The sequence below is a fragment of the Pseudomonas sp. P7548 genome (assembly GCF_013386585.1).
In the GTDB taxonomy this organism is placed as follows: domain Bacteria; phylum Pseudomonadota; class Gammaproteobacteria; order Pseudomonadales; family Pseudomonadaceae; genus Aquipseudomonas.
On record NZ_JACARO010000014.1, the window covers coordinates 14,060 to 36,753 of the forward strand.

General features: G+C 60.3%; 21 protein-coding genes. 7 read left to right on the top strand and 14 right to left on the bottom strand.

Annotated features, from left to right (window positions below):
- Positions 1-26 precede the first annotated feature (26 nt).
- From fliD to HX803_RS07175, 11 genes are all read right to left on the bottom strand, one after another.
- Complete coding sequence (gene fliD, locus HX803_RS07125; RefSeq protein WP_178919797.1) at positions 27-1,430, bottom strand: flagellar filament capping protein FliD; 1,404 nt, start codon at positions 1,428-1,430, stop codon at positions 27-29.
- A gap of 81 nt (positions 1,431-1,511) precedes the next feature.
- Positions 1,512-1,871, bottom strand: coding sequence for a flagellar protein FlaG (locus HX803_RS07130; RefSeq protein WP_178919798.1), 360 nt, complete (start codon positions 1,869-1,871; stop codon positions 1,512-1,514).
- 75 nt (positions 1,872-1,946) lie between these two features.
- Positions 1,947-3,392 carry a flagellin gene (locus HX803_RS07135; protein WP_176996198.1) on the bottom strand — a complete coding sequence of 482 codons (1,446 nt, stop codon included), beginning with the start codon at positions 3,390-3,392 and terminating at the stop codon, positions 1,947-1,949.
- Between the two features lie 267 nt (positions 3,393-3,659).
- A complete protein-coding gene (locus HX803_RS07140; RefSeq protein ID WP_178919799.1) occupies positions 3,660-4,589 on the bottom strand; it encodes a ketoacyl-ACP synthase III in 930 nt (309 codons plus the stop codon).
- Between the two features lie 277 nt (positions 4,590-4,866).
- Positions 4,867-6,450 carry a flagellar hook-associated protein 3 gene (locus tag HX803_RS07145; protein ID WP_178919800.1) on the bottom strand — a complete coding sequence of 528 codons (1,584 nt, stop codon included), beginning with the start codon at positions 6,448-6,450 and terminating at the stop codon, positions 4,867-4,869.
- 14 nt (positions 6,451-6,464) lie between these two features.
- Positions 6,465-8,501: a flagellar hook-associated protein FlgK gene (gene flgK / locus HX803_RS07150; protein WP_178919801.1), complete on the bottom strand. Its 2,037-nt coding sequence runs from the start codon at positions 8,499-8,501 to the stop codon at positions 6,465-6,467.
- Positions 8,502-8,511: 10 nt separating this feature from the next.
- Positions 8,512-9,780: a flagellar assembly peptidoglycan hydrolase FlgJ gene (gene flgJ, locus HX803_RS07155; protein WP_178919802.1), complete on the bottom strand. Its 1,269-nt coding sequence runs from the start codon at positions 9,778-9,780 to the stop codon at positions 8,512-8,514.
- Between the two features lie 4 nt (positions 9,781-9,784).
- Complete coding sequence (locus HX803_RS07160; RefSeq protein ID WP_176996377.1) at positions 9,785-10,873, bottom strand: flagellar basal body P-ring protein FlgI; 1,089 nt, start codon at positions 10,871-10,873, stop codon at positions 9,785-9,787.
- Positions 10,874-10,900: 27 nt separating this feature from the next.
- Positions 10,901-11,596, bottom strand: a complete 696-nt coding sequence (flgH, locus tag HX803_RS07165) for a flagellar basal body L-ring protein FlgH (protein ID WP_176996203.1) — start codon at positions 11,594-11,596, stop codon at positions 10,901-10,903.
- 53 nt (positions 11,597-11,649) lie between these two features.
- Positions 11,650-12,435 (bottom strand): flagellar basal-body rod protein FlgG, encoded by a 786-nt coding sequence (gene flgG, locus HX803_RS07170; protein WP_176996204.1) that lies wholly within the window; start codon positions 12,433-12,435, stop codon positions 11,650-11,652.
- 68 nt (positions 12,436-12,503) lie between these two features.
- The gene (locus HX803_RS07175; protein ID WP_178919803.1) at positions 12,504-13,244 is read right to left on the bottom strand and encodes a flagellar basal body rod protein FlgF; all 741 of its coding nucleotides are present in this window, start codon (positions 13,242-13,244) and stop codon (positions 12,504-12,506) included.
- Positions 13,245-13,839: 595 nt separating this feature from the next.
- On the opposite strand from HX803_RS07175, the gene HX803_RS07180 reads away from it, so the two are divergent.
- Positions 13,840-14,829, top strand: coding sequence for a hypothetical protein (locus tag HX803_RS07180; protein WP_178919804.1), 990 nt, complete (start codon positions 13,840-13,842; stop codon positions 14,827-14,829).
- A gap of 73 nt (positions 14,830-14,902) precedes the next feature.
- Here the strand turns inward: HX803_RS07180 and HX803_RS07185 are convergent, their stop codons facing one another.
- Positions 14,903-16,456: a sigma-54-dependent transcriptional regulator gene (locus HX803_RS07185; RefSeq protein ID WP_178919805.1), complete on the bottom strand. Its 1,554-nt coding sequence runs from the start codon at positions 16,454-16,456 to the stop codon at positions 14,903-14,905.
- A 257-nt stretch (positions 16,457-16,713) separates the two neighbouring features.
- Between HX803_RS07185 and phhA the strand changes: the two genes are divergently transcribed.
- The 3 genes from phhA to HX803_RS07200 all read left to right on the top strand — a co-directional run bounded on the left by phhA (position 16,714) and on the right by HX803_RS07200 (position 19,152).
- Complete coding sequence (phhA, locus tag HX803_RS07190; RefSeq protein ID WP_178919806.1) at positions 16,714-17,505, top strand: phenylalanine 4-monooxygenase; 792 nt, start codon at positions 16,714-16,716, stop codon at positions 17,503-17,505.
- A 97-nt stretch (positions 17,506-17,602) separates the two neighbouring features.
- Entirely contained in the window at positions 17,603-17,959 is a 357-nt protein-coding gene (locus HX803_RS07195) for a 4a-hydroxytetrahydrobiopterin dehydratase (protein WP_105523117.1), read from the top strand.
- Entirely contained in the window at positions 17,959-19,152 is a 1,194-nt protein-coding gene (locus HX803_RS07200; protein ID WP_178919807.1) for an amino acid aminotransferase, read from the top strand. The genes HX803_RS07195 and HX803_RS07200 overlap by 1 nt, the downstream gene beginning before the upstream one ends.
- Positions 19,153-19,278: 126 nt before the next feature.
- Here HX803_RS07200 and HX803_RS07205 read toward each other — a convergent pair whose 3' ends face one another.
- Complete coding sequence (locus tag HX803_RS07205) at positions 19,279-20,088, bottom strand: UDP-2,3-diacylglucosamine diphosphatase (protein WP_178919808.1); 810 nt, start codon at positions 20,086-20,088, stop codon at positions 19,279-19,281.
- A gap of 137 nt (positions 20,089-20,225) precedes the next feature.
- Here HX803_RS07205 and HX803_RS07210 point away from each other — a divergent pair, with 137 nt between their 5' ends.
- The 3 genes from HX803_RS07210 (at position 20,226) to HX803_RS07220 (ending at position 22,368) form a co-directional block, all read left to right on the top strand.
- Complete coding sequence (locus tag HX803_RS07210; RefSeq protein WP_178919809.1) at positions 20,226-20,975, top strand: AraC family transcriptional regulator; 750 nt, start codon at positions 20,226-20,228, stop codon at positions 20,973-20,975.
- A gap of 99 nt (positions 20,976-21,074) precedes the next feature.
- The gene (locus HX803_RS07215) at positions 21,075-21,959 is read left to right on the top strand and encodes a DMT family transporter (RefSeq protein WP_178919810.1); all 885 of its coding nucleotides are present in this window, start codon (positions 21,075-21,077) and stop codon (positions 21,957-21,959) included.
- Between the two features lie 127 nt (positions 21,960-22,086).
- On the top strand, positions 22,087-22,368 hold the full coding sequence (locus tag HX803_RS07220; protein ID WP_178919811.1) for a hypothetical protein: 282 nt from the start codon (positions 22,087-22,089) through the stop codon (positions 22,366-22,368).
- 35 nt (positions 22,369-22,403) lie between these two features.
- On the opposite strand, the gene HX803_RS07225 is transcribed toward HX803_RS07220, so the two are convergent.
- A complete protein-coding gene (locus HX803_RS07225; RefSeq protein WP_176996213.1) occupies positions 22,404-22,691 on the bottom strand; it encodes a SelT/SelW/SelH family protein in 288 nt (95 codons plus the stop codon).
- Between the last annotated feature and the right edge of the window lie 3 nt (positions 22,692-22,694).

Consider the following 22,694-nt stretch of genomic DNA (forward strand, 5'->3'; position numbering starts at 1 on the left):
GGATCACCGGGCGGCTTCATGGCGGATCAACTGTCCGAATTGCTCTTGTTCAGCGCGTTGAGCGTGGTCATGACGCTGGAGCGCTGGTTGGTGAGCTGAGCCACCAGGTTGTTCATCGTGGTGTATTTGGCGGTCAGGCTGGTTTTCAGAGCAGCCATGCGCGCGGTCAGGTCGTCCTGCTGGGTTTGCAGATCCTTGAGGTTGTTGGTCAGCGTCGTCGAGCGCGAAGCCAGCACGCCGGTGTTGCTCAACGCGTAGCTGTCGGTAGCCGACTTCATGCGCGCCAACAGGCCCGTGTCACCGTTGAAGATCCCGCCGATGTCGGTGGGGTTGGTGAGAATGGCGGCACCAAATATTTTGTCGTCGATGCTCAGCTTGCCGGTGGTCGAGTCGGTGTTCACACCAAATTGAGCCAGGGACTTCAACGTGCCCGAACCACCCATTGCGTTCAGCTCACTGCGCAGCGCCTGCTGCAACGAGCGCATGGTGGCGTCGCCGGTCAGTGCAGAGGGCGTCGTGCTGCCGTCCGCGTTTGTGGTGACTTTGGTCTCGGTCCCGATCGCCGTCATCAAGGCGTTATAGGTGTCGACAAAACCTTTTACCGAGCTTTTGAGCGTGTCGTTACTGCGGGTGACGGTGATGGTTGAGGCCGTACGAGCAGCACTTGGGTCATTAACGCCCGACGGCAACGGCGACAACGCCGTCAGCTTGATACTCACGCCGGAGATCGCGTCGCTCAGGGTATTGCTCTTGGATTCCTGCGCCGCACCGTCAATGGTGTACTTGGCATTGACCGGCGGGCCGCCGACGACCGAGGTATTGGCTTGAAGGCCGCTGTTGCCGCCCAGGGTAATGTCTGTACCGGCACCGGTGTTGGTCGACGTCACAACCAGACGTGAACCGTTGGAGTCAGTCAGGATGTTGGCACTCAGGCCTGCGCTGCTGTACTGCGCGTTGATCGAGTCACGCACCTGTTGCAGCGTGGCACCCGGCGCAACACTGACCCCGTAGCTTTTACCCGACTGGGAAATTTCCAGGGTCGTTGCGGTAGTACCGCTGTTGACCACACTCTTGGCCCCAGCGGCATAGTTCTGCGTGGAGATCTTCGAAGCTGTCGCCAGCTGAGTCACGATCAACTGATAGCTACCGGCCGAAGCGCCAGCGCCCAGGGTGACAGTGGAAACGTTGTTATCCGAAGTCGTCGCCGTCAGGCCGCCAATACTGGCGTCCTTGGCCATGTTGTCCATGGCGCCGCGGAACGCATCGAGTGCCGCTTGAATCTTTCCGATCGAGGATAGCTGGGCGGTCTGCGTCTGCGTCTGCTTGTTGATCTGCGATTGCTTCGGCGCCTGCTCAGCGTTCACCAAGGCGGTCACGATCGACTGGGTATCAATGCCCGTTACCGGGCCGCTGATGGATATGTCACCCATGATGTTTTCTCCTGATCCGGGGCTGGCGCTTTATTGACGAACGACGCCTAAAGCAGCTACAGCAACAAAATTCATGCCAGCTCAGACTTTGGCGTCAAATAACAAGCTGCTGGCATCATGAAGGCTTTGCGCAAGTTTCAAGGCGGTTTCCGAAGGGATCTGGCGGATCACCTCGCCGCTTTCGGTCGCAATCACCTTGACCACCACCTGATGGGTGGAGTCATCAATCGAAAAATCCAGGTTGCGCTGGGCAGCCTGGACGAATTTGCGAATATCCGTGACCGCCTGTTCAAGGTCGGACGGTTTCGAGTCTTGCTGGGTTTGAGCCGCCACAGGCACAGGATCGACCTTGGCCTTCTGCGGGTCATTGCTCACGGGAGCAGGTGCGCTCTGCGGCGCCACTGCAGGATAAGACAGGTTCAACTTCACACTCATGTCCATGTCCAATCTCCTCATCACGCAAAAGACAAAAGGGCACGTAAACGCGCCCTTCCGTCATTCATCTACCGATGGCTATTACTGAAGCAGCTTCAGTACAGCGGACGGCAGTTGGTTGGCCTGGGACAGGATCGCAGTGGAAGCCTGTTGCAGGGTTTGTTGCTTGGTCAACTGAGCAGTTTCAGCAGCGTAGTCAACGTCCTGGATCTGACCGCGAGCGGCGCTGGAGTTGTCTGCAATGCTCTGCAGGTTGGCAACGGTGTTGTCGAAACGGTTTTGAACAGCACCCAGGCCAGCACGCTGGGAGTCGATGTCGGAGATCGCTTGAGTGATCACGTCGATCGAGTTCTGTGCGTTGGCAGCAGTGGTGATGTCGGTGTTGTTAACGGTGGTTTTGGTGGAGTTGGCAGCAGTACCAGTTGCTGCGAACAGGCCCGTCACACCGGCGCCGCTCAGGGAGTAGCTGCTGGAGGAGTTCAGGGAAACTGCACCGGTAGCGATGATGGCAGTAGCAGCCAGAGCAACAGCAGTACCCGCGGTACCTGTACCGTCCAGAGTAGCAACCTTGACGCCTGCGATAGCACCGGCGTCGCCAGCGTTGAAGGTCAGGTTCTCACCGGTGTCGGACTTGACCGACAGCGCTTGAGTGGTCGAATCGTAGTTAACGCTGATGCCCAGTTTGGCAGCGTTGGACTTCAGCTGGTCAGCCAGGTCCGAAGTGCTGGTCACGCCGGTGAACTGCACTGCGGTACCGCTGCCGACTTGCAGGGTGAAGTTGGCGCTTGCTGGGGTTGCAGCAGCGATGGCAGCCGAGTCAACGGTGAACTGAGCAGTGGTGCTGGCAGTAGCAGCCAGGCCGCCTACAGCGCCGTTCATCTGAGCAGCGATCTGCTTGGCCGAAGCGCCAGCAGCGATGGTCACGCTCTTCGATTGGCCACCGCCGGTAACAGCGATCGCGCCGCCAGCAACGCCCGTTGCGCTTGGAGTAAGGCCTTGGCTCTTCAGTTGCTGCGAACCAATGTTGTTGGCTGCAACGTTACCGATGCTCATGTCGATAGTCTGGTTGGCGTTGGCGCCGACCTGGAAGGAAGTAGTACCGAAAGAACCGTCCAGCAGGTTCTTGCCACCGAAGGTGGTGGTGGTAGCGATACGAGTCAATTCCGCAGTCAGTGCGGCGTATTGAGCTTGGTTCGACTTACGGTCTTCAGCGCTTGGCGAGCCGTTGGCCGATTGCAGAGCCAGGGTACGCATGCTTTGCAGGATGTTGGTGGACTGCTGCATGGCGCCTTCAGCGGTCTGAGCAATCGAGCTACCGTCGTTGGCGTTCTTGATCGCAACGCCCAGGCCGTTGATCTGGCTGGTCAGACGGTTGGAGATTTGCAGGCCGGCCGCATCGTCTTTGGCGCTGTTGATACGCAGGCCGGAAGACAGACGCTGCATGGAAGTTTGCAGTGCGCCGGAGGCCTTGTTCAGGTTGTTCTGAACGGTCAACGAAGCAAGGTTAGTGTTTACTGTTAATGCCATGACGAAATCCTCGTGGGTGGTGTACTGCGGCTTCCGGCCCTGGCAACCGCCGGGTGTGGCCTAGAGAACCTTCGTAATAGTTATCGTCGTGAATGCACGTTGCTTGAGGACTTTTTTGAATATTTTTACTAGCACCGTGCCACCCCTTGTAATTCAAGCATTTACGATAGCCCAAACCCCCGCAATTGCTGGGTTTTCTGGCGCCAAATAAAAAACGCCCATGATTTTTCAATCATGGGCGTTTTTGTATGCGGCACGCTTTGGGCATCACGGGCGATAGAGAATCGCCGAACCCCACGACAGGCCCACGCCAAATCCGCTGATTGCCACGCGCTTCCAGTCGGCGTCCATCATGTGCTTTTCCAGCAGCAGTGGAATGCTCGACGACACGGTGTTGCCGGTCTCGACCATGTCCTTGATGAACTTCTCCACCGGCGCTTCTTCAAAACGTCGGGCCACGGCGTCGACAATCGCCGCACTGCCCTGGTGGATGCAGAACGCGTCGATCTCATCAGCCTTGAGGTCCGACTCATTGAGCAGCTCGTGCAAATGTGCCGGCACCTTGAGCAAGGCAAAGTTGAACACCTGGCGGCCGTTCATGAAAAACACGCCATCACTGACCTTCAAGTGCGGCGCGCCGGAACCGTCGGTGCCAAACTTCGATTTGCCGAGCAACCACGGCGCGTCTTCGCCCATCCAGGTGGCGGTGGCGGCATCGCCAAAGAGCATGGTGGTGTTGCGGTCTTCCGGATCGACGATCTTGGAATACGGGTCTGCGGTGATCAGCAGGCCGTTTTTCAGGCCGGTGGCTTCCATGAAGCCCTTCATCGCGTAGATCCCGTAGACGTAGCCGGAGCAGCCCAGGGAGATGTCGAACGCGGCCACGTGGGTCGGCAGGCCCAGCTTGTCCTGAACGATGGCAGCGGTATGCGGCAAGCCTTCTTCATCACCGTTCTGGGTCACGACGATCACGGCGTCGATGGACTCGCGCTTCAACTCCGGGTTGTTGGCAAACAAGGCGTTGACCGCCTCGACGCACAGATCGGAGGTTTCCTGCGCAGCATCCTTGCGCGGCAGGAACGCCGAACCGATCTTGCCGATGATGAATTCTTCATCCTTGGCGAATTTGGCACCCTGGGCGTAGTTGTCGACCCCGTCTGCCGGCACGTAACTGGCGATGCTTTTTATGCCAATCATTGTGGCTTCCCAATACTAAATAGCTGGAGAACACCCCTCGGGCTACGCCGGGGATGCTGACAATAAAGGGGATAACCCCGTAAAAATCTCGCTGAAAGCCGCCCCGCAAGGACCCTGTGACGACTTATCCTTTTCACACGATACAGTGAAGATGCGCTTTATGACTCACAGGTCACTCAATTTTGTGCGCTTTATGCAAAACCCTGCAACATTCCTGGCGCCAGAAACGACAACGGCCCACCCTGTCGCCAGGGTGGGCCGTTTGGTTTTGCGCCCTTTACATGCGGCTGAACAGGCTCAGCTGGGAGATTTTCACAAAGGCCAGTTGCGAGGCTTGCAGCATGGTTTGCTGCAAGGTCAGATCGATAGCCGCCTGCCCCATGTCCACGTTCGCCAGTGACGACATGGTGGAGGTGTTGGCCAGACCCAGGCTGGTGTTCTCCTGGCTTTGGACATCCAGGGCGTTCTGCCGCGCCCCGATCGAGCCGCGTACCTGGTCGATCTGCGCCGTGGCGTTACCCAGGTTGGCGACGGAGGTGTTCAACACATCCTTGAGGTTGTTCTTGGCAACCTGATCGCCATCGGCCGGTGTCAGCAGCGCTTTGCGCAAATTGCCCAGGGTATCCAGGGCATTCATGTTCTTGTTGCTGGTGGCGCTGACCGAGAATTGGTCGCCCGCCCCCGGCGTGCCGCTGATGCCGAAGGTGACGCCGGCCGTGGTGATCGACGTCGCGCCCGCCGCGATGGTGCCGCTGGCAATCGCTTTGCTGTTGGCGCTGTAGGGCTGGGCGAACACCTGGTAATCGGTGCCGCTGGTGAACTTGATGACCGCGCCCGAGTTCGGGAAGGTGCTGGAGTACGCCGCCTGGTCCGTGACGCTGCCACCGGTCAACTGCGCCGTCGACGCATTGCTGGCCGTGCGCGAGACGCTGAAGCTGTCCGGCTTGCTTTCCAGCGTGAATTCCCTGCCCGCCACCAAGGCATCGGAAGGCGCGCCCGTCGAGACATTCGACCCCAGGTTCAGGGTGATATCGAACTTGACCCCACGCAGGTTGACGCTGGAAGCGCCCTCTTTGGTGGCATCGAACGTACCGTTGCCGGTGATCTCGGAGGTCACGTCGTTGCCGTCTTTGTCGGTGACGCTGTATTGGGTGCTGCTGGCGAAGGTCAGCTTGTAAGGCTGGCCATCGGCAAAATTCTTGGTGTAGGCCGTGCCGGAGGTGACCAGGCCCGCCGAGATCGAGACCTTGCCGTCATTGACCGTGGGCGGAATCACCGTCGCCTGGGTGCGACCGGCGTTGGTAGAACTCTCCAGCAACGTCTTGCCGGTGTCGCCTGCGGTGATCGACAGGTTGCTGCCCACTTGCAGGCTCAGCGGCGTCTCATCACCCTGATAGCTGTAGGTGCCGTCATTGTTGCGGGTATACGGCGGCGTATCGGTCTTCGTGCCCGAGAACATGTAGTTGCCGTTGGAATCCTTGGAGTTGAGCAAGCCCAACACCTGATCCTCAATCGCGCCGACCTGGGCGGCGATTGCCTTGCGGTCATCATTACTGAGCTGCATGTTACCGGCTTGCAACGCCAGGCCCTGCGCAGTCTGCATGGCGGTATTGATGCTCTGCAGCACGCTCTCTTCGTTGGTCAGAGAGTTTTGCAGGCTGGTGATGTTGCCGGTGTACTGGCCCAACATGTCTTTTTGCTGCTGCAGCAACAGCAACTGAGCGGCCGCCACAGGATCGTCCGCGGCGGTCTGTACACGCACGCCGGTCGTCGCCTGGTTCTGGGCCGCGACCACGCCAGAATAGTTCTTCTGATAATCGCTGGAGCTGGTGCTGAAATATTGCTCTGTAGAGATACGCATCGTTCCAGACTCCTTTAAAGGGCGTTGATCAGTGTGCTGAAGGTTTCTTGCGCGGCTTTGATGATCTGCGACGACGCGGTGTAGTACTGCTGGAACTTGATCATGTCGCCCGCCTCCTCATCCAGGTTCACCTGGGATACGGAGTTGCTGGCCGCCTTGTTCGCCGCCAGCAACGCGCCGGTGGCCGTGCTGTCGGTGTTGGCCTGGGCCGCCTTGGAGCCCACCTGCGACACCAGTCGGCTGTTGGCGCTGACGAGGCTCATGCCCGCATTGCCATCCACTGCGCCCACGGTCGCCTTGGTCTGCAGCCCCAGCAACTCCTGGGCGTTACGGCCATCGGACGTGGCGCCGCTGTTGAACGAGAAGGTGGTGCTGTCGTCCTTGGCCGGCGAACCGCCCACCGAGGTATCGAAACTGAAGCTCTTGCCCGGGATCAGCGCGCCGGACGCATCACGCATCGGCACGTTGATGGTGATCTTGTTGGCCTGCCCCGGGATGATGCTGCCGGTACCGATCGGGTTGCCCTGGGCGTCGCTGATCTTGTACGACTGCGTACCATCGGCAGCCACGTCGCCGTAGACCATCTTCACCGGCATCGAGTTTTCGATCCCGGTGCGCAACTGCGCGGTATCAGCGCCACCGTTGATATCGATCGGCAGCGTCAAGGTCGGCGGCGTGAACGTGCCCGTGCCGGTGTTGGTCTTGCTGGCGTTGCCGGCCAGTGCCCCGGCGTACGCGATTTTGTTCGGGTCCTTGAGCTCAACGCTGATATTGCTGGCCCCGGTGGCCGTCGGACTGACCTTGAAGCTGTCACCGGCCGCCACAGGCCCGCCGCTGTTGAGCGCCAGGGTGAAACCGTCAATCACCGGTGGCGGCGTGGTGGTGGTGTCGAACGAGCCCATGGCCTTGCCGTCGGAACGCACGACGTTGTACTGGTTGGCGCTGGTGAAGGTGACCTTGTAGTCAAAGGTCGACAGCTTGCTGCTGTCGGCAATCGTCACATTCAGGTTGCCGGAGCCTGCGCTGTTACCCGCGGCCGCCTGGCTGCGCTGGGAGATCGCTGCCGCACTGTTGATATCACCGAACAGCGAACTGCCGAAGTCACTGTTCAGGTCCAGGCCCTGGCCCAGTTGGCGGTTGACGGTGTCAGCAGTGGCAATGGCGATGCGGCCCAAGTCGTTGATCGCCGGCATCAGCACGTCACTGCGATAACGCAACAGGCCGCCAATGCTGCCACCGGTGACCACCGAACCGATGTCCATTGCGGTGTCGCCCATGTTCAGCTGAATGGTGTACTGGCTGTTGTCGGTCTTGCTCGGAACCGCCGAAATCGGGTTGGAAATACCACCCTCGACCAGCGACTGACCGGTACCGGTGGTGATGCTCAGTTGGCCGTTTTTCTCGGTGGCTGTCACGCCGATCAACTCATTGAGCGAGCGCACCGCTTCGTTGCGCGCATCCAGCAAGTTGTTCGGCGCACTGTTGGAGGTGCCGCTCGCCTGAGCGATCTGGTTGTTCAGCGAGGCAATCGACGACGTCAGCGAGTTGACCTGATCGCTCATGGTCTTGAGTTGGCTGTTGATCGTTTCTTTCTGCTGGGTCAACTGCGTGGAAATCGAGTTAAAACGGTTGCTCAAGGTCTGCGCGCTGGTCAACAGCAATTGCCGGGCGGAAATGTCCGAAGGGTTGGCGGCGGACGTTTGCAGCGCCGAGAAAAACGCACTGAGGGCCGGGGACATGCCGGTGGACTTGTCCGACAGGGTCTTGTCGACCGCAGCGGCCTGGCCCGCATAAGCGGTGGCGTCGCTGTTGAGCGCGGTGCTGCTCTGGTAGGCAGCGCCGAGGAAATCGTTATAAATGCGGCGCACGTCCGCCAGGGTCGTACCGCTGCCGATGTAGACACCGCCGTACTGGTTCGACGCACTGGTGTTCTGGGTGGTCTGCTGACGCGAGTATCCCGGGGTGTTGACGTTGGCAATGTTGTTACTCAGGACCGACAGCGATCCTTGAGCGGCGTTGAGCCCCGACATCCCGATATTGAGCAAACTCATGATTCAGACCTTATAAATGAGTGGATGCGCCCGCGGCAGCGTAGTTCTGGTAGCTGTTCATCGTTTTTGCGATCTGCGAAATCTTGCTGGCGTAGTCCGGGTCGGTTGCATAACCGGCTTTTTGCAACTCGCGTACAAACTGTTCCGGGTTGTCGGCCGATTTCACAACTTCTTTATAGCGATCATTGCTTTGCAGCAACGTCACCAAGTCGTGGAAGCTGTCCTGATAGGAGTTGTAGGAACGGAACTGCGCCGTCTCCTTGACCATCGCCCCATCGCGAAACTCGCTGGTGATCGCACGCGCCTGACCGCCCTGCCAGCTCTGCCCGGCCTTGATACCGAACAGGTTGTGGCTGCTGCTGCCATCTTCGGCACGCATCACCGATTTACCCCAACCGGTTTCCAGGGCCGCCTGGGCCACCAGGTACTTCGGATCGACGCCGATACGCGCCGCCGCGGCCTTGGCCATCGGCAACATGGTGGCGACGAACTCGTCCTGCGAACTGAACGCCTTCTTCGCCGGCGCCAGCGGTGGCTGGGCAATGGCGCGGCCGTAGACCTGCATCTGGCCTTTTGGCGCGACGGCAAACCCGCGCGCGGCACTGTTGATCACGTTGTCGGCTGCCGCACTGTTACGCAGCGGCGCGGCGTTGTTGACCGTGGTGGCGTCAGTGTTCGGCACGATGCCGGCCAACAGCCGATCGGTCAGCTTGCTCGGCAAGGAGATACGCCGCTGGTTCATCAGCGCCACATCGTTGGAATGGGACACGCCACCCTCGGGCACCGCCACGCGGTAAGCCCACAGCGGGCGCTGGCCGTTGGAGCGACCCAGTGGACCCTCGGCTTGGGTGCCCGCCGCAATCGCGGTCGGCACATCGACTTTCTTCGCCGGCTCCGCCGCTGCGGGGCCCTGCAAGGTGGCCGCTTGAGGGTCCACCGGCTTGTTCTTCTGCATCTGGCGCATCAGCACGTCAGCCAGGCCGATGCCGCCGCCTTCGCGTGACATCGAGACCGCCAGTTGCTGGTCGTACATTTCCTGGTACTGCTTGGCCGCCGGGGTGTTCAGCGGGTTGTCCTTGCCCAGCGCTTCGGTGGCCGAGCGCGCTGACTTGAGCATCTCGCTCAAGAACAACGATTCGAACTCCTGCGCCACCTTGCGCATGTTCGCATCGCTGTTCTTGTCGGCGCCGACCTTGAGCTGGTTCAACCGGTTCAGGTCGGAGTAAGACCCCGAGTCCGCCGTGCTGGTCAGCCCGCTTTTGCGCATATCCATAGCCATGGCCTTAGATCACGATCAGGTCGGCTTGCAGGGCGCCGGCCTGTTTCAAGGCTTCAAGGATCGCCATCAAGTCGCCGGGCGCTGCGCCCACCTGGTTCACCGCACGGACAATCTCATCCAGGGTGGTGCCGGGGCCGAACTTGAACATCGGCTTGGCTTCTTGCTGGGCATTGACCCGCGAACGCGGTACCACGGCAGTCTGGCCGTTGGACAATGGGCCAGGCTGGCTGACGATCGGGTCTTCGGTGATGGTCACCGTCAGGCTGCCGTGGGTCACCGCCGCTGGCGAAACCTTGACGTTCTGGCCGATCACGATGGTGCCGGTACGCGAGTTGATAATGACCTTGGCCACTGCCTGGCCCGGGTCGACCTCAAGGTTTTCCAGGATCGACAGGTAGTCGACACGCTGGCTTGGGTCCAACGGCGCTGTCACGCGGATCGAACCGCCGTCGATGGCTTGCGCCACGCCAGGGCCGAGCATGTCGTTGATCTTGTCGACCACACGCTTGGCGGTGGTGAAGTCCGAACGGTTGAGGTTCAGGGTCAGGCTGTTGCCCTGGTTGAATCCGCTCGGCACGGTGCGCTCAACGGTGGCGCCGCCCGGAATACGACCGGCCGACGGCACGTTGACGGTGATCTTCGAGCCGTCACGGCCCTCGGCGTCAAAGCCCCCCACCACCAGGTTGCCCTGGGCAATGGCGTAGACGTTGCCGTCGATACCCTTGAGCGGCGTCATCAGCAAGGTGCCGCCACGCAGGCTCTTGGAGTTACCGATGGACGACACGGTAATGTCCACCACCTGCCCCGGTTTGGAGAACGCAGGCAGGTCGGCACTGATCGACACGGCGGCGACGTTTTTCAACTGCACGTTGCCCGAACCTGGCGGCACCTTGATACCGAACTGCGACAACATGTTGTTGAAGGTCTGCAAGGTGAACGGGGTCTGGGTGGTTTGGTCACCCGTACCGTTGAGCCCCACCACCAGGCCGTAGCCGATCAACTGGTTGGAGCGCACGCCCGAGATGCTGGCGATGTCTTTCAGGCGCTCGGCCTGGGCGACTGCGCTCAGGGACAACAGCAATGCCGCTGCCATCAGCTGTTTGAGGTTCAAGATGATCACCTAGAAAGGGAACAGCGGGCTAAGGAAGAAACGGTCGAACCAGCCCGGCTGACTCGCATCTGCAAACGAACCCGTACCCGAGTAGGTAATGCGCGCATCGGCAATCCGCGTGGACGGCACGGTGTTGTCGGTGGCGATGTCATCGGCGCGGACCATGCCGGCGATGCGCACCAGCTCGTCGCCGGTGTTGAGGGTCATCCACTTTTCCCCGCGCACCGCGATGATGCCGTTGGGCAATACATCGGCCACGGTCACGGTGATCGAACCGGTCAAGGTGTTGCCCTGCGCCGCCGCGCTCTTGCCGTTGGTGGCACGGTCGCCGCTGTAGCCGGCGCTCAGGCTCAGGTCACCGCTGCCCAACGGGTTGTTGGTATTGGGCACGGCGCCAAACAGCGAGGTCAGGCCAATGCCGGTCTTGCTGGTCTTGTCGATCTGCGAGTTGGCGTTCTTGCTGGCCTGGGTCTTCTCGTTCAGGGTGATGGTGATGATGTCACCCACCCGGAATGCCTTGCGGTCGCTGTACAGGTTCTGTTCGAAACCGGCCTGGTAGATCGAGCCATTGTTGGCCGCTGCCGGCAACGGCGTGCGTGGCAACACCGGTGCGTAGTACGGGTCATTGGGTTTCGGCGTCGGGGCGACACAGCCCGCGAGCACGGCGATCCCACTCAATGCCAGAACAGAAACATAGCGATTCATGACCCTTACCTCACGGTGTTGCAGGCGCCAGAAAAGGCGCCCCATAGACTTGATTACAGATTCTGCGTTACGAACGAAAGCATCTGGTCGGCGGTGGAAATCACCTTGGAGTTCATCTCGTAGGCGCGCTGGGTGGTGATCATGTTGACCATCTCCTCAACCGTGCTCACGTTGGAGGTTTCCAGGGTGCTTTGCAGGGTGGTGCCGAAACCGTTCAGGCCCGGGGTGCCGATTTGCGGCGCGCCGCTGGAAGCGGTTTCGAGGAACAGGTTGTTACCGATAGCTTGCAGGCCGGCCGGGTTGATGAAGTCGGCGGTCTGCAGGTTGCCGATCACTTGCGAGGCCGGGTTGCCAGCAACGGTGATGGACACGGTGCCGTCGTTGCCGACGGTGAAAGTCTGGGCGTTGTTCGGCACGACGATGGCCGGCTCCAGGGCAAAACCGTTGGCGGTCACGACCTGGCCGTTGGCGTCCAGGTGGAAGGTGCCGTCACGGGTGTAAGTGGTGGTGCCGTCTGGCTGAAGGATCTGGAAGAAGCCCTTGCCGTTGATGGCCATGTCCAGCGGCTGGCCGGTCTGTTGCAGGTTACCGGCGCTGAAGTTCTTCTGGGTGCCGACGATCTGCACACCGGTACCCAATTGCAGGCCCGACGGCAGCTCGCTGTCCTGGGTCGACTGGGCGCCCGGCTGCTTCTTGATCTGATAAAGCAAGTCCTGGAACTCGGCACGGTCACGTTTGAAGCCCGTGGTGGACACGTTCGCCAAGTTGTTGGAAATGGTGGTCAGGTTGGTGTCCTGGGCGGACAGACCGGTTTTGGCAACCCATAGAGCCGGAAGCATGCTGTTCTCCTTCGTGCGCCTGTTTGTTGGCGCTGCGCTGCAAAATTAGTGGTTCAACGAGGCCGCAATCAGCTCATCGACAGAACGCGGGTCATGGCCTGGTCGTCTTCTTTAGCGCTGTTCATCATCTTGATGTGCAGCTCGAATTGCTTGGAAAGCGCCAGTACCGCCGTCATTTCTTCAACCGCGTTCACGTTGCTCGCCTGCAGGAAACCCGAGGTCAACCGCACGTTCGCGTCGGCTTGGGCAGGCTGGCCATCCTTGGTGTGGATGGTGCCGTCCAGGCCCTTGTTCAGATTCTTGGGGTCGGGCTGGACCAGCTTGATGCGGTCAACCTCAGCCATCACCCGCGGGCCTTCACCCATGGCGCGAATGCTGACGGTACCGTCGGCGCCCACTTCGATTTTCTGCTGGGGCGGCACGGCAATCGGGCCACCGTTGCCCATGACCGGCATGCCGTTGCCGGCCCGCAGCACACCCAACGCATCCACGTTCATGCTGGCACTGCGCACGTAGGCTTCGCCGCCGTCGGGGGTTTGTACCGCCATCCAGCCATCGCCGTTGACCGCCACATCCAGGTCGCGGCCGGTCTCGATCATCGCGCCAGGAGCAAAGTCGGTGGCCGGCCGTTCGGTCATGGCAAACGCCCGCGCCGGAAAGCTGTCACCGAACACCGGCATCGAACGCGCCTGTTCCAGGTCACGTTGAAAACCGTTGGTGGAAATGTTCGCCAGGTTGTTGGCATGGGCCTTTTGCGCCAGAGCATTCTGGCTGGCGCCGGTCATTGCCACATAAAGGTACTTGTCCACGCTCTTTCCTCTTTCTGACGGACGCTTGCCGCCCACCGCTGTACTGAGGAGGCTTAAGCAATTTGCGAACCAACTTTCAAAACGGCGTAAAAACCCAATGAACACAGGGGTTTCCGGATTTTGCTCAAGGATCGTGCCCGCCAGGCGAGTCGAAAAAACGGCGGAGTTATGCCGCTAACGGCAAAAACCGGCGCCAAGGACCATCCCCGCAAAAAAGAGTTCGCCGCCCCAGCACACATCAAGCCCGCCCCGCAAAAAATTGGCTTGATTGACTCAACGCAAGCGAGACTTATTGATATAAATTTCAAGCACGCTGTATTTATCATTTCAAAAACTACACGCCCGGCTAAAACTACCCTCAACCCACACTCGCGCAAATAGTTAAAGCATGTGTTTTAACTTGCAATCCGCAAATCACTTATAAAGTTCAACACTTCCCAGGCGCACCCGACACACACTTACAATTCCACAAAAAAGCTCCCTTGTTGCACTTACTCGCCCGGCGTAACTTTTGCTCGCCACCTAACCGGCGGCACCCAATAACAACCCGCTCACTTCGCAACACACACTTATCCTCTTACACAAGGCCCACAATATGTTTAGAGTCAACGACACCCCCTCAACCTATTTCAGGGAGCCTTACTTCCCAAACAACCGCGACCAGCACTACGGCCGGCACGATACTCACCGCCCGCTTGCCGAACCCCATTACCACCGCCGCGATCGCGACCACAATGCAAACTGGGATCGTCCGGAGTTCGGACCGGATCGCGGGTACCGCCACGACCGTGAACGCCCCGCCCCCTATCGTGACCGAGATCACCGCTTCGACCGTCACCTGCCCGAAACCCGTCATGACCGGGACTACCGCCCCGACCGGCGACTGCCCGAAACCCGTCATGACCGGGACTACCGCCCTGACCGGCGACTGCCCGAAACCCTTCATGACCGGGACTACCGCCCCGACCGTCGACTGTCCGACTCTGGTCGCGACTGGGACGTGCGCCCTAGGCTCGACACGTCTCAAACCAGCCGGACCATTGAGGCAATAGATCAATTACTCGACCGTATACCCAATCGAAAAGCAGAGATCGACCACGGCATTACGTCCGATGACATCCGGGCTGGCAAGTATGGAGCGCTCCCACCAAAGACAATGAAGGAGCTTGAAAAGCTGGACAAAGACCAAAACTACCGGCTGGTCATTCTAAGTAGCGAAAAAAGTTGGGAGTCTGCCTGGATACCCACTGACGGAAACAAACCTACCTTGACCCAACCGCTGAACGACGATCCAGTTTTAACGAAAAACAACCACCACCCCATATGGGGCTTACCAGAAATAATTAAAACCCAAGCAAACTCCATCAACCTTGGCGTTACTTCAGATGACTTAAAAAAAGGCGCACACGGCGCACTTTCTCCAGAAATAAAGAAGAGCCTTGACCAGCTGCCGCACGATAAAAACTATTCACTGGTCTCACTCCCTGATTACATGGGGAATGGCATTCCCCTGCTCATATGGGAAGACAAAGACAATCGACACAACTATGTGCCTATTGGTCTTGTAGAAGACCGCCCGCACTGATACCGCCCACGCACGCTAATTTGAACACTGCGCCCCCCCTGCGCAGTGTTCAGCGCGCAACCCTATGGAGCAATTACTTGGTCACATGGTGGTCCCGCAACTTGTTGGCAATCGTAGTATGCGAAACCCCTAGCCGCTTACCCAGTTGCCGACTGCTGGGGTGTTCTGCGTACAGCACTTCCAGCACCGCCTTCTCAAACCGCCCGACAATCTCTTCCAAACCACCCTCCAGGGAAAAATCGCCAAGCGGTTGACGCACGCCATAATCCGGCAGGCGAATGTGCTCAGCTTTGACCGTACCGCCGTCACACAACGACACCGCCTGGAACAGCACGTTTTCCAACTGCCGCACGTTGCCCGGCCAATGGTAGTGACTGAGACGTTCCATCGCCGCCGGGGCTAGCTTGGGCAACGGGCAGCCGATCTGGCGGCTGGCCTGATCGAGGAAGTGCTCAACCAGCGGCGCCAGGCCATCAAGGCACTCGCGCAGCGGCGGGATGTGCAACGACAGCACATTCAGGCGGTGATACAGATCCTGGCGAAACTCACCACGCGCGCATAGCTCAGACAAATCCACCTGGGTCGCACAGATCACCCGCACATCCAGGTACACCTCTTCATCACTGCCGACGCGCCTGAAGCAACCGTCCTGCAGAAAACGCAGCAACTTCACCTGCAAACGCGCGCTCATTTCCCCAACGCCATCGAGAAACAACGTACCGCCCGCCGTCAGCTCCAACAGCCCGAGCTTGCCTTCGGCCCGCGCACCTTCAAACGCACCCGGGCCGTAGCCGAACAGCTCGGTCTCGGCCATCGACTCCGGCAGGCCTGCGCAGTTGAGGGCCATCAGCGGTGACTGTCCGCGCGGGCTGGCCAGGTGGCACGCCCGCGCCAGCAGTTCCTTGCCGGTGCCCGTCTCGCCTTCTATTAATAGAGGCGCGTCCAGCGGTGCCATGCGCCGCGCTTCGCGCACCACGGCCGCCATGACCTTGGAGCTCTGGAAAATACTGTCGAAGCCGCGCAGTTCCTGCTTGCGCACATTGTAGATACGCTCCCCCACGCGGTCGGCACGGTGCAGGGTCAGCACGGCGCCCGCCATGGCTTCACTGTCATCGTGTTCGGAGGATTGCAGCGGCGCGATATCCGCCAGGAAGACGTCACCCTTGACCTTGACTCGCAGACCATTGATGCGTGATTTGCTTGCGCGTACCAACTCGGGCAGGTCGAAATCCTCGGCATAGCGCGACAATGGAATGCCCGGCACCTCATCAACCCGCACGCCGAGCAACTGTGCCGCTGCACGGTTGGCGGCGACGATGGAGCCACCCATGTCGATGGACAGCACCGGAAACTCCAGGGCACCGAGCAACGCATTGAGTTCCATGTGGCGCCGCTCGCTGGGCATCAGCCCTACCCGCTTGACGCCGAACACCCCGGCGATCGCTTCGAATTGCGGGCGCAACGCCTGGAATTGCATGTTCACCAGGTTCGGGCAGAACAGGTAGATGGCATTGCCGTGTTCGCCACCGACCTCCCCCTTGGCGACGTTGACGCCGTACTCCACCAACAGGTTGAGGATGTCCCGCAGGATGCCGATGCGGTTCTGGCAGTGCACTTTGATACGCATGAAAAGGCCTGAAAAGTGGGAAGGCGCCGCGTCTTTTTGCCGCTGGGCGCAGATAGTCGTCAAGATTATGTGACAGCTTGTGTGCTTTTCCCAGCCCAATCCAACGACGAGCGCCACAAACGTAACGAAAACTTTACGAATATCGGTAACTTTTCCTACGAATACACGCGGCAGGTAGATGGAATCTCTCCCACCAAGGGGTATCAATAGGCTCATAGCAGGACATAACAAGAACGAATGCCTAGCAGGAGAGCCGTATGAAGCAGACGCAGTACGTGGCCCGCGAGCCCGATGCGCAAGGTTTTATCCACTACCCGCCGGAAGAACATGCGGTGTGGAACACCCTGATCACTCGCCAGTTGAAAGTGATCGAGGGGCGCGCCTGCCAGGAATACCTGGACGGCATCGACAAGCTCGGCCTGCCCCTGGATCGTATCCCGCAACTGGGTGAAATCAACAAAGTGCTGGCCGAGACCACCGGTTGGCAAGTGGCCCGCGTGCCGGCACTGATCCCCTTCCAGACCTTCTTCGAATTGCTCGCCAGCAAGCAGTTTCCGGTCGCGACCTTTATTCGCACCCGCGAAGAATTGGACTACCTGCAAGAGCCGGACATTTTCCACGAGATCTTTGGTCACTGCCCGCTGCTGACCAACCCCTGGTTCGCCGAATTCACCCACACCTACGGCAAGCTCGGCCTGGCGGCCACCAAGGAGCAACGGGTGTACCTGGCGCGCCTGTACTGGATGACCATCGAGTTTGGCCTGGTGGACACACCGCAGGGCCGGCGCATCTATGGGGGCGGTATTCTGTCGTCGCCCAAGGAGACGGTGTACAGCCTGTCGTCCGAGCCCGAGCACCAAACCTTCGACCCGCTGGAAGCGATGCGCACACCGTATCGCATCGACATCCTGCAACCGCTGTACTTTGTCCTGCCTGAACTCAAGCGCCTGTTCGACGTGGCGCAGGAAGACATCATGGGCATGGTGGAGCGCGGCATGCAGCTCGGTTTGCACGCGCCAAAATTCCCACCCAAGCCCAAAGCTGCGTGAACCTTACGTTTTGAAGCCAGGTGAACCTGTTCCCTGGCCGCGCGTTGCTTTAGGGTGACGCTACTGATCTTCATACATTCGAATTCAGGACACCTACATGACCACCTTGAACCAAGCCCACTGCGAAGCCTGCCGCGCCGACGCCCCTCAAGTCAGCGATGAAGAGTTGCCGGTACTGATCAAGCAGATCCCCGACTGGAACATCGAAGTACGCGATGGCGTGATGCAGCTGGAAAAGGTTTTCCTGTTCAAGAACTTCAAGTTTGCCCTGGCCTTCACCAACGCCATGGGCGAGATCTCCGAAGCCGAAGGCCATCACCCAGGCCTGCTCACCGAATGGGGCAAAGTCACCGTGACCTGGTGGAGCCACTCCATCAAGGGCCTGCACCGCAATGACTTCATCATGGCCGCGCGCACCGACGACGTGGCCAAGGACGCCGAGGGCCGCAAGTAATGCATTTTGATGCCATTGGCCGTGTGCCCGGCGACCCGATCCTGGGTTTGATGGACCTGTATGCCCAGGACAGCAACCCGAACAAGTTCGACCTGGGCGTGGGCGTCTACAAGGACGACCAGGGCCTGACACCTATCCCCCACTCGGTGAAGCTCGCCGAGCAGCGCCTGGTGGACACGCAAACCACCAAGACCTACATCGGCGGCCACGGCAATGCCGCCTTCGGCACACTGATCAGCCAATTGGTGCTGGGCGCCGACTCGCCGCTGATTCGCGAACGCCGTGCCGGCGCCAGCCAGACCCCGGGCGGCACCGGGGCTCTGCGCCTGAGCGCCGACTTCATCGCCCAGCACCTGCCGGGCCGTGGCGTGTGGTTGAGCAACCCGACCTGGCCGATCCACGAAACCATCTTTGCCAAGGCCGGGCTCAAGGTCAGCCATTACCCCTACGTGGGCACTGACAACCGCCTGGATGTGCAGGCGATGCTGGCCACGCTGTCCAAGGTGCCAGAGGGCGATGTGGTGCTGCTGCACGCCTGCTGCCACAACCCAACCGGTTTCGACCTGTCCCAGGACGACTGGCGCCAGGTGCTGCAGATCGTGCGCGAGCGCCGGCTGCTGCCGCTGATCGACTTTGCCTACCAAGGCTTTGGCGACGGCCTCGAGCAGGATGCCTGGGCGGTGCGTCTGTTCGCGGCTGAGTTGCCGGAACTGCTGGTCACCAGTTCGTGCTCGAAGAATTTCGGGCTTTACAGCGACCGTGTCGGCGCGTTGATCGTGTGCGCGGCGGATGGCGAGAAACTGACGGATGTGCGCAGCCAACTGGCGAATATCGCACGCAACCTGTGGTCGACGCCGCCGGACCATGGCGCAGCTGTGGTCGCGACCATCCTCGGCGATGCCGAGCTCAAGGCGTTGTGGAGCGGTGAAGTCGAAGCCATGCGTTCGCGGATCGCGCAGTTGCGTTCCGGGCTGGTGGAGGCGCTGGCACCACACGGGCTGGCCGAGCAGTTCGCACACATTGGCGCGCAACGCGGGATGTTTTCCTATACCGGCCTGAGCGCCGAACAGGTCAAGCAACTGCGCGAGAAGCACAGCGTGTACATGGTGAGTTCGGGCCGGGCCAACGTGGCGGGGGCTGATGCCACTCGGCTGGCGTTGCTGGCCGAGGCCATTGCTGACGTCTGCAACTGACGAAACTCAATCTAAATGTGGGAGCTGGCTTGCCTGCGATAACGGTGTCACATCCAATAGAGATGTCGACTGAAACATCGCTATCGCAGGCAAGCCAGCTCCCACATTTTTGTCCGTGTGAATCCTTCAACCCGCCACCATCTCGGCTTTGAGCTGTGCTTCTTTCGCCTGGGCATCCGCCAACCGATACAACTCGATGCTGCCATCCCAGTGTTCGATCAACGCCGTGCACGACTCCACCCAATCCCCGCAATTGAGGTAATCCACCTCGCCCACCTTGCGAATCTCCGCATGGTGAATATGCCCGCACACCACGCCATGCAGTTCACGCTTGGTCACTTCGTGGGCGATGGCTTCTTCGAAGTCGCTGATAAAACTCACCGCCGTCTTGACCTTGTGCTTGAGGTAAGCCGACAGCGACCAGTAACCGTAGCCATAGCGTGCGCGCCAGTGATTGAGCCAGCGATTGAGCGTGAGGGTGAATTCGTAGGCCGAGTCACCGAGGAACGCGAGCCAACGGTGGTAGCGCGTGATGACATCAAACTGGTCACCGTGGATCACCAACAGATGCCGGCCATCGGCAGTTACATGCACCGCTTCGTCCACCAACTGGATATTGCCCAGGATCAGCTTGGAGTAACGGCGCAGGAATTCGTCATGGTTGCCAGTGACGTAGATCACTTCGGTACCGCGCTTGGCCATGGTCAGCAGGCGCCGGATCACGTTGGTATGGGCCTGGGGCCAATACATGCCGCCGCGCATTTTCCAGCCGTCGATGATGTCGCCCACCAGGTAGACCTTATCGGCGTGGTAGCCCTTGAGGAAATGCGACAGATGTTCGGCCTGGCAATCCCGGGTGCCCAGGTGCACGTCGGAAATCCACAGGGTACGAACCCGTTGCTTGCGGCTGGGCTTGGCGAACTCGGCACTGGTCATGGGCATCCCTCGACGGTGTTTTCGCGAGCTTGCGCCACGGCGATTAATAGCCCATGACAACTGTGCGTCAGTCTGATGACAGCGCCCGGTGCCCGCGAAGCGTTGTAGACTGCGCAGATGCTGCCCAGGAGACCGTGATGGGACCGACGCTCACACTACGCCACTACATCGAAGCCCCCCTCGCCCACAGCCATGACCATGCGCAGCTGGTGTTCGGCCTGTCCGGCCACCTGGACCTTGAAGTGGATGGCCGAGGCAGCCAGGTGCACGAAAGCAGCGTGATGGTGCTGCCGTTCTCGGCCCACCATGCCTGCGGCAGCCGCGATGGCAGCCGTTGCCTGGTGCTGGATGTGCCCACCGAACACTGGGTAGTGCAATCGCTGGGCGAACACGCCGATGCCAGCCGCCGCCTGCTCGACGAACCCGCGCGCCTAACCCTCGACACCCGGCAAAGCCAACTGGTGCAATGGCTGGCCCACAGCCCGGTGGATGACCCGCTGATCGTCCAGCAAGGTGCGGTGCTGCTGCTCGCCAGCCTCAATCACCCCCAGGCCCAACCCGTGCCTGGCAAACGCTTGCCCTACACCGCGTTCAACGCCCACATCGAGCGGCATGTCGCGCACCCGCTGCAAGTGGCTGACTTGGCGCGCATCGCCGACCTGTCGGTCGCACGCCTGCACGCACGTTTTATCGTCGAATGCGGGCAGACGCCGATGGACTATATCCGCAGCCGTCGGCTGCAGATGGCCTTGAAGCTGCTGCGCGAGACGCCGTTGCCCATCGGTGAAGTCGCCGACCGCGTCGGGTACAGCTCACAGAGTGCGTTCGCAGCGGCGATGCTGCGGGAGTTCGGCGCATCACCGGGGGCGTTGCGCCGCTCACTGTAGGAAGAGTCTCGCGACAACGGGCGCGAGTCGGACGACAGACACGCTCGTTTGCAACCCTCTACACTGCGCCTCGATAAACCTGATGGTTCAAGGATCGCAATGACTCCCCGCTCAGCCCTCGGCGCCCTGCATATCGGCGCATTGATGTTTGGCCTCACCGGCGTGTTCGGCAAGCTGGCAGCCGCCTCGCCCGCCATCATCGTGTTTGGCCGCGCCGCCTTCGCTGTACTGGCCCTCGCGGTGTTCGCGCGCTTTGCCAGCAACACCACCTGGAAAACCCTTGAACTGCGTGACTGGCGCCGGCTGCTCATCAGCGGCGTGCTGCTCGCTGCGCACTGGGTGACCTTCTTCATTGCGGTCAAAGTGGCCGGCGTGGCCGTGGCGACCCTGGGGTTCACAGCGTTCCCGGCCTTTACGGTGATCCTTGAAGGGTTGATCTTCCGCGAGCGTATCCGCGCCAATGAAGTGGTGCTGGTGGCGCTGGTCAGTGTCGGCCTGGTGCTGGTGACACCCGATTTCAATTTGGCGAGCGAAGCCACGGGCGGCTTGCTGTGGGGCATCGCCTCAGGGCTGCTGTTTTCGTTGTTGTCCCTGAACAACCGCGCCAGCTCCGGGCGCATCCCGGCCGTGCAGGCGGCGCTGTGCCAGAACGTCGTGGTTGCGGCATGCCTGCTGCCGGTGGCGGCGCCTGGTTTGGCCGATGTGCGTGCCATTGACTGGCTGTGGATTGGCCTGCTCGGCGTGTTCTGCACTGGACTGGCCCACAGCCTGTTCGTGGCCAGCCTGGCGGTGATCAAGGCGCGCACCGCCTCAGTGGTATTTGCCATGGAGCCGGTCTACGGCATCACCGTGGCCTGGCTGTTGTTTGCCGAAACCCCGACCTTGCGTATGTTGCTGGGCGGCGTCTTGATCATCATCGCCATCGTGCTGTCCGGCCTGATGGGCAGCGCCAGCCAGGCCAAACAGCCTGCGGCGGCGGCTTGATCTATACTTTGCGCATCCGCAACAGTCTGTCGTCGTTCAACGGATAAGGCCTCTCGACGACAGCCCTGCCCTTTGATGTTGCTGCAAGCGAGTGGTCACTCCCATAACGCTATGCAGGGGTTTCATCATGGAAATGCTCATCAGCTTGCTGGTTCAAATCATCAGCGGTGCCGTCGGCGGAAACGTCGCCGGCATGACCAAGCAGAGCCTGGGGACTGGGCTCAATACGCTTCTCGGCGGTATTGGTGGCCTGGTCCTGGGCCAGGTTGTCTCGCAGCTCACTGGAACGTCCGGCGGTGAAGCGCTGGATGTGGCGGCAGTCGGCAGCAATATCGTGGGCGGCGGCGCTGGCGGCCTGGTGCTGACTTGGGTGGTCGGGTTCATCAAACAAAAGCTGGCGGCCAAATAGCCTTAACGGTCACCGCTGCTCTGCGGCGGTGACCGTCATTGCGTACGATCGTTGTGGCCCAGGTCGCGTGCTGGGTCGATCTGGTCGCGCACACGTTGCTTGAGCACCTTGGCTTCCGGAAAACCGCCATCGGCCTTGCGCTCCCAGATCTGCACGCCATCGCAGGTGATGCGAAACGCCCCGCCGGTAGCCGGTTCCAATGCCACGCGCCCCAGGTCGTCGCAGAACGTACTCAACAACTCCTGGGCCAGCCACGCGGCACGCAGCAACCATTGGCACTGGGTGCAATAGGTAATGACGATCTCGGGTTTGTTCGTGGACATAAT

Coding starts and splice junctions, on each gene's coding strand:
- fliD (WP_178919797.1), bottom strand. CDS start 1,430: ATGGGTGACATATCCATCAGCGGCCCGGTAACGGGCATTGATACCCAG.
- HX803_RS07130 (WP_178919798.1), bottom strand. CDS start 1,871: ATGGACATGAGTGTGAAGTTGAACCTGTCTTATCCTGCAGTGGCGCCG.
- HX803_RS07135 (WP_176996198.1), bottom strand. CDS start 3,392: ATGGCATTAACAGTAAACACTAACCTTGCTTCGTTGACCGTTCAGAAC.
- HX803_RS07140 (WP_178919799.1), bottom strand. CDS start 4,589: ATGATTGGCATAAAAAGCATCGCCAGTTACGTGCCGGCAGACGGGGTC.
- HX803_RS07145 (WP_178919800.1), bottom strand. CDS start 6,450: ATGCGTATCTCTACAGAGCAATATTTCAGCACCAGCTCCAGCGATTAT.
- flgK (WP_178919801.1), bottom strand. CDS start 8,501: ATGAGTTTGCTCAATATCGGGATGTCGGGGCTCAACGCCGCTCAAGGA.
- flgJ (WP_178919802.1), bottom strand. CDS start 9,780: ATGGCTATGGATATGCGCAAAAGCGGGCTGACCAGCACGGCGGACTCG.
- HX803_RS07160 (WP_176996377.1), bottom strand. CDS start 10,873: ATGGCAGCGGCATTGCTGTTGTCCCTGAGCGCAGTCGCCCAGGCCGAG.
- flgH (WP_176996203.1), bottom strand. CDS start 11,596: ATGAATCGCTATGTTTCTGTTCTGGCATTGAGTGGGATCGCCGTGCTC.
- flgG (WP_176996204.1), bottom strand. CDS start 12,435: ATGCTTCCGGCTCTATGGGTTGCCAAAACCGGTCTGTCCGCCCAGGAC.
- HX803_RS07180 (WP_178919804.1), top strand. CDS start 13,840: ATGTTTAGAGTCAACGACACCCCCTCAACCTATTTCAGGGAGCCTTAC.
- HX803_RS07185 (WP_178919805.1), bottom strand. CDS start 16,456: ATGCGTATCAAAGTGCACTGCCAGAACCGCATCGGCATCCTGCGGGAC.
- phhA (WP_178919806.1), top strand. CDS start 16,714: ATGAAGCAGACGCAGTACGTGGCCCGCGAGCCCGATGCGCAAGGTTTT.
- HX803_RS07195 (WP_105523117.1), top strand. CDS start 17,603: ATGACCACCTTGAACCAAGCCCACTGCGAAGCCTGCCGCGCCGACGCC.
- HX803_RS07200 (WP_178919807.1), top strand. CDS start 17,959: ATGCATTTTGATGCCATTGGCCGTGTGCCCGGCGACCCGATCCTGGGT.
- HX803_RS07205 (WP_178919808.1), bottom strand. CDS start 20,088: ATGACCAGTGCCGAGTTCGCCAAGCCCAGCCGCAAGCAACGGGTTCGT.
- HX803_RS07210 (WP_178919809.1), top strand. CDS start 20,226: ATGGGACCGACGCTCACACTACGCCACTACATCGAAGCCCCCCTCGCC.
- HX803_RS07215 (WP_178919810.1), top strand. CDS start 21,075: ATGACTCCCCGCTCAGCCCTCGGCGCCCTGCATATCGGCGCATTGATG.
- HX803_RS07220 (WP_178919811.1), top strand. CDS start 22,087: ATGGAAATGCTCATCAGCTTGCTGGTTCAAATCATCAGCGGTGCCGTC.
- HX803_RS07225 (WP_176996213.1), bottom strand. CDS start 22,691: ATGTCCACGAACAAACCCGAGATCGTCATTACCTATTGCACCCAGTGC.